Below are 8,663 nucleotides of genomic sequence, written 5' to 3' on the forward strand. Positions count from 1 at the left end.
GGCGGAGGCGGTCCGGCAGGAAGCCGAGGCGGCCGGTGAACTCGCCGAGACCGCCGCCGCGCTGGACCTGCCGGCCGCCCAGGCAGGGCTGGCCGCTGTACGTCAGGCCCTGGCCGACCACACCGCCGTCCTCGCCGCCCTGTGGCCCGCCCTGCGCGAGCGTGCCGAGGCGGCGCGCTCGCTCGCCGAGGAGCGCGCGGAAGCGGAGCAGGCCGGCGGGAGGGTCGCCGAACTGGCCCTGCGTGCGGAGGAGTCGAGCCGTCTCGCGGCCGCCGCCGACGAGCGCCACGCCACCTTGCGCTCCACCGTCGGCGCCGCCGTCGCGGAGCTCGAGCGGCGCCTCGCCGAGACCTCCGAGGCGTTGGCCGCCTGCGACCGCGACCAGCGCCGGACACGCGAGGACCACACGGCCGCCGACCGGCGTGCCCACCGGGCGCAGGGACACATCGAACGGCTGGAGGTGGACGTCCGTGAGGCGACCGCGTCCCGCGCCGAGGCCATCGCCGCCCTCCAGCGGTTCGCAGGCACCGGCCTCATGTCCGTCGCCCTGCCCGAGCTGGCGGTGCCGCCCCTGGAGGCCGGCCCCTGGGCCGCCACCCCGGCCGTCGCGCTCGCCCGCTCCGTCGAGGCCGAACTGTCCGGCACCGACGACTCCGACGGCGCCTGGGAACGGGTGCAGAAGCGGCTGAGCGAGGAGTACAAGAAGCTCCAGGACGCGTTGTCCCGGGGCGGCCACAGCGCCACCGCCCGCATGGTGGAGGACGGCATGGTCGTCGAGATCGTCTACCAGGGCCGCGAGCGGGCCGTGCCCGAGCTCGCCGAGGCGCTCGCCGCGGAAGTGGCCGAGCTGACGCGCATCCTGTCCGCGCACGAGCGCGAGATCCTGGAGACCCACCTGCTGACCGAGGTCGCCGGCACCCTGCAGGAGCTGATCGGCGCCGCCGAGCGCCAGGTGCGCGCCATGAACGCCGAGCTGCAGGAGCGGCCCACCTCCACCGGCATGAGGCTGCGCCTGGTCTGGCGCTCCTCGCGGAAGGCACCGGCCGGCCTGGCCCAGGCCCGCGAACGGCTGCGGCAGTCCGCCGACGCCTGGACGCCCGAGGACCGGGCCGCGGTCGGCGAGTTCCTGCAGGCCGAGATCGGCCGCCGGCAGTCCGACGACCGGGCGGGCAGCTGGCTGGAGGTGCTCACCGCAGCCCTCGACTACCGCGCCTGGCACGAGTTCGGCATCGAACGCCACCAGCACGGCAAGTGGGTCCCGGCCACCGGGCCCGCCTCCGGTGGCGAGCGCGTCCTGGCGGTGAGCGTGCCGTTGTTCGCCGCGGCCTCCTCCCACTACGCCACGGCCGCCCCGCACGCTCCACGTCTGGTCACGCTGGACGAGGCCTTCGCCGGTGTCGACGACGACTCCCGCGCCAAGTGCCTGGGGCTGTTGCACGCCTTCGACCTGGACGTGGTGATGACCAGCGAACGCGAATGGGCCTGCTACCCGCAGGTCCCCGGCATCGCCATCGCCCAGCTCTCCCGCGTCGACGAGATCCCCGCGGTCCTGGTGACCCGCTGGGAGTGGGACGGCACCGAACGGACGCATGGCACCGAACCCGACCACTGGCTGGCGACCGCCCCCGCGCAGCCCGGCGAGGCCGTCCCCGCGGGGCCTGCCCGGCGGATCGGCCCGGCTCCGGACCACGGGACCCATCAGCCTGGGTGAGCAAGGGCTGCCGCACGCAGCCGCAAGGCGAAGGCCGCCGTGTGGAAGACCGTTCCGTCGTGACTCTCCGTCGCCCGGCAGGACAAGGGGAACCGGCAGCTCACGGGCTCTGCGGAGGTGAGGAGGACCACACGCCGAACCACTGCTCGGCGCCGTACTCCTCGAACCGCTCCACCTCGGTGAACCCCAGCTTCGCCGCGAGGCGCATCGAGCGGTCGTTGGCGGTCTGGGTGCAGAGCACCACCGGCTCGCCGGGAAGTGCGTCGGCGAACCAGTCGAGTGCCGCTGCGCACGCCTCGGCGGCGTACCCGCGTCCCCACGCCTCCGGCAGGAACATGTAGCCGAGCTCGGCCTCCCCGGCATCCGGACGGACGTGGCCCGGACGCTCCGCGTCGCGCCGGTCGAGCGTGACCGTGCCGATCATCGCTCCGTCGAGATCGATCACGAAAAGGCCGGGGCGCCGCCCGGGCACCTCGGGCACCGCGCGCTCGAGCTCATCACGCGGTCGAGGGCCACCGAGGTAGGTGCCCACCTTTGGCGAGGCGAACAGCTCGACGAACGCCGCACGGTCCCGGGCCTCGGACTGGCGGAGCACGAGCCGCTCGGTCCTGATCGGGGCAGGTGGCCAGGCGACGGGCCCAAGCTCACTCATGGCGGGCAACCTATCGCACGCCCGCCGGGCAGGAGCGTGGTCGCCCGGTCGGCCTTGCGATACGCCGCATTGATCACAATGTCCGGCTGGGTCCCGAAGGTCTTGCGCGGCCAGGTCGAAATGCCGGCCCATGGTGCGGCGGTCCGAATCCCGAGGGCGAGGAGCACCACGGCTGTGGTCTTGGCGGTCGCACGCTTGGAGCGGGGTTTCCGCAGGGCGTGCGAGGCACGCTGGATGAGAGCGGTCCAGGCAAGGAGCCCGAGTGTCATCAGCAGCGCGTGGGCGGTGGCCAGGACGAGGATCTGGCCGCCGAAGGAGTGGTCGGGTGGGATGAACCGGGGAACCGGCGTCAGGTGGATGGAGGCCGCCTTCGGGTCGAGGACGTCGGCGAACAGGGGCTGGGAGCAGACGGACTCCGACTGCACGGGCAGACGCCGGGGAGCGGGGGCACGCGCCGTCGCCCTGGTGGAACGCCACGTCCACGTGCCCAGGACGATGAGGTGGGCGGCGCCGACGACCTTGACGGCCATGAAGGCCTGACCGGAGTGCATGGCCAGGGCTGACAGGCCGGCTGTGGCGAGGGCGGCGTGGATGTACAGGCCGGTGGCTGTGCCGAGGACGACGGGAAGAGCCTGGCGGCGGCCGTTGTCGGTGACGTGCTGGACCAGAAGGGCCGGGCCGGCTCCGGGGGTGGCAGCCAGGGAAAGGACCGCCGCCAGGAAGCCGGGAGCAGCGTAGGGGTGGACCACGATGTCTCCGGGCCGAGGGGTGGGATCAGAGCACGACGCGGTAGTGGGTGGTCAGGCGCCGGTCGTCGCCGAGGATGTGGAAGGCGAGGCCGGGCGGCTGGTCGCGGTCTGCGGGGCGGTCGCCTTCCCAGGGCATGCGCAGGGTCCAGGTGACGGCCGGGCCGACGATCAGGGGGCGGGCGGCGAAGACCGAGGCGGCTGCGGTGTGGGCGTGTCCGGTCAGGACGGCGGCAACCTGCGGGTGTGCGTCCAGCAGGGCGGCCAGCCGTCCGGGCTGTTCGAGCATTCCGGAGTCGGGCAGCGGGTGATGAAGTGCGACCGGCGGCTGGTGGAAGGCGATCAGTGCCGGGGTGTCCCGTGGCAACCCGGTGAGCTGGGTGTCGATCCAGTCGAGCGTCTGGGCGTCGAGGCGCCCCTCGTCACGGCCGGGGATGGTGGAGTCGCACATCAGGATGGCGGTCCCGGCGATGTGGTGGATCCGGTTGATGGGGCCCTGGTCGGGTACCTCGCCGAGCAGGGCCTTGCGGTAGGCCGGACGCGCGTCGTGGTTGCCGGGGCAGGTGAGTACCGGGAAGGGGGCCGTCAGGATGCGGGCGGCTTCCTCGTATTCGGCTTCCGCCCCGTGATCGGCGATGTCTCCGGTGACCAGGACGGCATCGACCGGGCGGGGAAGGGCCCGCAGGTAGTCCATGACGCGGCCGGCGCGCCGGGTGGCCCTCTCACCGCCGTCCAGGTGCAGGTCACTGATCTGGGCGAGCAGCACCGTCATCTCCGTCCCCTCCCATGGCGGCTCTGGCCGCCGGTTCACACCGAGGCGTGGTGCGTCGCCCCACCCCGGCACCTAACGGAAGTTCTCATTTTTCCGTTAGGGACTTTAGGGTGTGCGCGGGAATGTGATCAAGTGGTTGAGGCCAGGTGGGGAAGGAGACGCCGATGGAGCGCCGACTGGCACTGGAACTGGCGAGCACGATCCGTCACAACGGAGACGGCGGCGTCACCGACGACCTCGCCACGGCACACGGAACAACCCGCTGGATCCAGGAGCAGGCCGATCTGCTGACCGACCATCTCCCGGCGGGAGGAATCACAGCGGACGAAGGCCTCAGGAGCGAGATCATCGAGTTGCGAAGGGCGGTCCGGACGCTGTTCGCCCGGGCGGTCGGTCCCGCTCCCCCCAGCCCGGCGGATGCCCGTCAGCTGATGTCGGCCACGCAGGCCTTGGCCCACCTCAACACGGTTGCCGCCCGTGAGCCGGTTGCCCCGTACCTGGACTGGCCGCTGGACGGTGCCCCCACGGCCCGTCTGCTGTCGGCGGAGACGGACCCGAAAGTCCGGCTCGTAACAGCCCTGGCCCGCGCCGCCATCGACTTCCTGAGCGGCCCGCAGCGCGAGCGGCTGCGGGCCTGTACCGCGCCCCGCTGCGTGCGCTACTTCGTCAAGAGCCATGGGCGGCAGGAATGGTGCAAGCCGTCGTGCGGAAACCGTGCCCGAGCAGCTCGTCACTACCGGCGTCAGCGCATGGCCACCGATGGAAGTTCCCCTCCACCCTGACCGCCACCCGCCCTGCTGCCCGAGCCGCGGATGACGGTGTCCCACCAGGTGGCGCAGGGGATCGAGGCGCCGGATTCCGCAGGTGGGGGCGGTCGGCTCCGCCGGATCGAGTGTCCGGCCCGTCTCAGCGGGACACTCCGCGGGCTGCCGCATCCCTGGAGACCGCCACGAACCTCGGAGCGGAACGCGAAGGGCTCGATCACCTGCACCATGGCGTGGGACACACCCCCGCGAGACGCCCGGCCAGGAGGCACATACCCCCTCTGAAAAGGGTGAACATCTCGACCTCCGGTGTTCACGTGCCGCTCATTTGAGCGCGAGAGTGGCATTCACTTGCCGGCTGCTCACGCTGTCAGCAGGGTGGGTGTCATGAGCCCCGGGAAATCGCGTCCCGCCGGGAAGGCCCCGTCGCAGGCCCGACGGCTGTACGCCGACCGCGGCCACGACCACGACACCCACCGCCGCATGGTCCGGACGATGGCCATCACCCCGCACATCGCCCACCGCGACACACTGCGCTGAAGGGCCAACCACCCGCCGGCCGCGTCCCCGCCCCACAGAGCAGTACAGCCAGAACTCCAGGGCCTGCTACGACCGTCGGCGCGCCCGCGGCAAGACCCCCACCCAGGCACTCCTCCGCCTGGCCCGCCACCGCATCAGCGTCCTGTTCGCCATGCTCCGCGACGGCACCTTCCCCACATCACGCGTCCCCGAAGCAGCCCCCGCACGGCCGGCCCGGGCTTGACGAAGGACATGGAGGCACCCCGCCCAGCGAGACCCCGAGGACGCAGGCTCCGCGATTCCGGCATGATCTGCCGGACAGGTTCTCGGCGCCGCGGGCACGCCGGAGGACCAGGAGACTCCCGTGGACCTGAGGACGGCATGAGCGAGGACGCGAGTACACCCCGGCTGCCTTCGGCGTCCGTCGACCGCGACCGTCTGGCCCGCCTCCTGGGCGACCCCGAACTGGCCTGGCTGGTCGACCGCGTACGCCGCCGCATGGAACGGGACGAGCCCCTGACCGGGCCGGTCGCCCTGGCCGCCCCCACCGCCGCGCAGCGTGCCGCCGCCGAGCGCCTGTTGGGCCGCGCTCCGGGCACCGGACGATCGCTGAGCGTACGGCTGGACGCGGTGGACGCCGTCCTGCGACGCTCCGGGATCAGCCCCGACGGCCTGGCCGCCGCCGTCACCGCCCTCACCGGCCCGGTCACCCGGCTCGCCGACGTACGCGAACGGGAGGCGCACGCCTGGCGGGACGCCCACGCCCCGCTCGACGCGCTGATCCGCACCACCAGGCCCGAGCTGGCCGACTGGGCCGACCGGCTGCGCCAGGACGGCCTGGTACGCCGTCTCGTCCACACCCCGCACGCGGCGAAAGCCCTGCTCGGGAACGCCGCCGAGGCCCTGCGCCGGCTGCCGGCCAACCCGGCCGTGTCCCTGCCCGCCTTCGCCGCCGCCGCGTTCGGCGACGCCCACGCCCTCGACGACGGCACCCCGCTCGCCACCCTCGTCCTGTCCGGCGTGCGCGCCCTGACCGGCTTCCCCGACGGCGGCGGAGCCGAGTGGCGCCGCGAGGCCTGGGCCTCGGCCGGGCTCCTCAAGGACGCCCTGTCCTCCACCGTCCTCACCGTGGGTCTGCGCGGCACCCCGGACCTCGACTGGGCGGCCGGCTCGGGAGAGCCAGTGGTCCTGACGCTGCGCCGGCTCACCCGCGTACCGCCGCACACGGCACCCGCCACCGTGCATGTGTGCGAGAACCCCACCGTCCTGGCCACCGCGGCCGACACCCTGGGTCCCGCCTGCCCGCCCCTGGTCTGCCTCCAGGGCCAGCCCTCGGCCGCCGCCCTCACCCTGCTGCGCCACCTGCACACCCACGGCTGCGTGCTCCGCTACCACGGCGACTTCGACTGGGGCGGCCTGCGCATCGCCGCCACCCTGCTGCACCGCGTCCCCTGGCGCCCCTGGCGCTACACGGCCGCCGACTACCGCGCCGCGGCCGCCGCCACTCCCCTGGCCCCGCCCCTGACCGGCACACCGGCCGACGCCCCGTGGGACCCCGACCTGCATCCGGCCCTCATCGAACTGGGCGTGCGCATCGAGGAGGAGACCGTCCTGGACGGTCTCCTGACCGACCTCGCCCCCTGACCAGGGACTCTCGGAGAGCTCAGGGACTGAGGTCGATGATCCGTAAGGGCTGCCCCTTCCAGGCTTCGGGCGCGGTGGTGGCGATCACCGCGCCGCTCGGCCGCTCCGCCGTCGGCTCGGCGGCGTATCGCGCGTGAGCGGGGGCCCAGGACGTGTCGCGCGCCACGGCGAGCGCGGCGGGCAGGTCCAGGTCGAGAACCGTGACACCGGGGAGCGCGGCGAGCTGCTCCGCGGTGCCCGGCCGTACACGGTCCGCCGAGACCAGGGCGCACGCCGGGGCGTACAGGAACCAGCCCGCCTCGGCATGCGCGCGGTGGATCAGCCGGGAAGCGAGTACGTTGCCCTTTCCGGCCGCGCCCATCGCCGTGTCGTCCAGGACGATGTGCAGGGGCTCGGTCACCTGGCTCCCGCCTCGCTCAGCCGCTGGTCCAGCTCCGCGTCGAGAGCCGCCTGTTCACTCGCGCTCGGGTCGTAGCCGTTCCACTCCTCCAGAGCGGCACACGTTCTTGCGGGATGCGGTAGCAAGGCGCGGAGGGAGCGGACGCGTCGGAGCGGTTGCGCGCACTGCTGGACGCGCGTCCGCCCCTGGCCCGGACCGGCAGCCGTTGATGTCCCCCGACGGTGGACGGGACGCCTCGGCTCAGACGGTCGAGTGGGAGTTCCTGGTGACCGAGGCGGAGTTGATCGAGGCGCTGTGTGCCCGATCGGGTCGGGCGGATCCTGGTGCCTCCCGCCGGATTCCCGTCCTCTTCGGGCTGACTCTGCTGTTGACCGCCGTCGCTGTCGTGCCGGGGCCGCTGCGCGCGCTCGCGTTTTTGGCGTCGGTGCCGTTCGGGATGTTGCTGGGTTCCCTTTACGAAACGCTGCGGCTGCACCGTCGCGTGTTCGCGCTGCACCAATGGGCACAGGCCCAGAAGCAGTACGCCATCCGCGTGGACGACACCGGCGTCCACGCCCGCACGGCCGTTTCCTCGGGCACACTCCACTGGGCGGCCTTCACACGCTGCCAGGAGACCGAGAACCTGTTCGTGCTGTCGGTCGACGACTCGATGGGCGGCATGTGTGTGCTGCCCAAGCGCGGGGTGCGGGACGCCGGTGGGGTCGAGCGGTTGAGAGAGCCGGCCGATCGGCATGTGACGCCGTATGGACCGTCCTGACCGACCGATGGATGGCACTGCCCTGCACCAGGCACGTCAACGGCCTTTGAAGAAGCGAGTTGCTCCCGGAGTCGGTGGCCCGTGCCGGTCTCTGGCAGGGCGGACGCCTGGCCGTCACGGAGTCCGGCACTGGTGACGCACCGACGCGAACCGGTTGTACGCGCGGCGTCGACACGTGTACGAGGCACGTGGCGTGACGGCGCCCCCGCGTGGGCGTTGAGCCGGGGAAGGGCGGTGGTTCATGGCGAAGCGTACGGATGAGGCGGCGGCAAGGCCGGCTGCGCGTGGGGGAGTTCATCGAGAGGTTGCTGGGAGAGCCATGAACGACGCCGAGTCCTCGACCGTTGCGTCCGGCCTCGCCTGGTTCAAGAGCAGCTACAGCGGAACCGAGGGTGGCGACTGTCTTGAGGTCGCGACCGGTACGGCAGGTGTGCACGTCCGGGACTCCAAGACCGCCGCCGGGCCCGTCCTCACGGTGTCGCACGAGGCGTGGGCGGGGTTCGTCGGGTCGGCCTCGTCGGAGCGGGACGTCTGACGGTCGTACGCACGCGAGAGCCCTGCCGGTTCCTGCCGGACGGCAGGGCTCTCGCACAGACGGTCATCGTCTGCCGGGCGGCCCGCCGGACCGGCCGACCGGGTCCGGGAGCCCGCGCAACCCCGCCGGAGGTTAGGGCCGATCGGCCCTAACCTCCGGCGGG

General features: G+C 72.8%; 10 protein-coding genes and 1 pseudogene. 7 read left to right on the forward strand and 4 right to left on the reverse strand.

All coding sequences use genetic code 11. From position 1 onward, the window contains the following. On the forward strand, positions 1-1,711 hold a 1,711-nt coding region (locus RH94_RS44950; RefSeq protein WP_234426120.1), incomplete at its 5' end, for a TIGR02680 family protein. Between the two features lie 100 nt (positions 1,712-1,811). Here RH94_RS44950 and RH94_RS29070 read toward each other — a convergent pair. Genes RH94_RS29070 through RH94_RS29080 form a run of 3 tightly spaced genes read right to left on the reverse strand, consistent with a single transcriptional unit; the run spans position 1,812 to position 3,881 of the window. Then, complete coding sequence (locus RH94_RS29070; protein WP_073951322.1) at positions 1,812-2,363, reverse strand: GNAT family N-acetyltransferase; 552 nt, start codon at positions 2,361-2,363, stop codon at positions 1,812-1,814. Continuing rightward, positions 2,360-3,112 carry a LysE family translocator gene (locus RH94_RS29075; RefSeq protein WP_073951323.1) on the reverse strand — a complete coding sequence of 251 codons (753 nt, stop codon included), beginning with the start codon at positions 3,110-3,112 and terminating at the stop codon, positions 2,360-2,362. The genes RH94_RS29070 and RH94_RS29075 overlap by 4 nt, the downstream gene beginning before the upstream one ends. Positions 3,113-3,137: 25 nt before the next feature. Next, positions 3,138-3,881, reverse strand: coding sequence for a metallophosphoesterase (locus RH94_RS29080; RefSeq protein WP_073951324.1), 744 nt, complete (start codon positions 3,879-3,881; stop codon positions 3,138-3,140). A 164-nt stretch (positions 3,882-4,045) separates the two neighbouring features. Between RH94_RS29080 and RH94_RS29085 the strand changes: the two genes are divergently transcribed. The 4 genes and pseudogenes from RH94_RS29085 (at position 4,046) to RH94_RS29090 (ending at position 6,808) form a co-directional block, all read left to right on the forward strand. Next, positions 4,046-4,663: a CGNR zinc finger domain-containing protein gene (locus RH94_RS29085; RefSeq protein ID WP_073951325.1), complete on the forward strand. Its 618-nt coding sequence runs from the start codon at positions 4,046-4,048 to the stop codon at positions 4,661-4,663. 369 nt (positions 4,664-5,032) lie between these two features. Then, the gene (locus tag RH94_RS40940; RefSeq protein ID WP_158073103.1) at positions 5,033-5,185 is read left to right on the forward strand and encodes a hypothetical protein; all 153 of its coding nucleotides are present in this window, start codon (positions 5,033-5,035) and stop codon (positions 5,183-5,185) included. A gap of 55 nt (positions 5,186-5,240) precedes the next feature. Then, positions 5,241-5,408 (forward strand): annotated as a pseudogene (locus tag RH94_RS39985) (IS110 family transposase); the annotation flags it as partial. A gap of 137 nt (positions 5,409-5,545) precedes the next feature. Continuing rightward, positions 5,546-6,808 carry a TIGR02679 family protein gene (locus tag RH94_RS29090; RefSeq protein ID WP_073951326.1) on the forward strand — a complete coding sequence of 421 codons (1,263 nt, stop codon included), beginning with the start codon at positions 5,546-5,548 and terminating at the stop codon, positions 6,806-6,808. Between the two features lie 19 nt (positions 6,809-6,827). On the opposite strand, the gene RH94_RS29095 is transcribed toward RH94_RS29090, so the two are convergent. Beyond that, the gene (locus tag RH94_RS29095; protein WP_199881083.1) at positions 6,828-7,208 is read right to left on the reverse strand and encodes a PIN domain-containing protein; all 381 of its coding nucleotides are present in this window, start codon (positions 7,206-7,208) and stop codon (positions 6,828-6,830) included. Positions 7,209-7,473: 265 nt separating this feature from the next. On the opposite strand from RH94_RS29095, the gene RH94_RS29100 reads away from it, so the two are divergent. Further along, on the forward strand, positions 7,474-7,965 hold the full coding sequence (locus tag RH94_RS29100; RefSeq protein WP_143204094.1) for a YcxB family protein: 492 nt from the start codon (positions 7,474-7,476) through the stop codon (positions 7,963-7,965). A gap of 319 nt (positions 7,966-8,284) precedes the next feature. Next, a complete protein-coding gene (locus tag RH94_RS29105; protein ID WP_073951328.1) occupies positions 8,285-8,500 on the forward strand; it encodes a DUF397 domain-containing protein in 216 nt (71 codons plus the stop codon). The last annotated feature ends 163 nt before the right edge of the window (positions 8,501-8,663 follow it).

The organism is Streptomyces kebangsaanensis (assembly GCF_001906585.1).
In the GTDB taxonomy this organism is placed as follows: domain Bacteria; phylum Actinomycetota; class Actinomycetes; order Streptomycetales; family Streptomycetaceae; genus Streptomyces; species Streptomyces kebangsaanensis.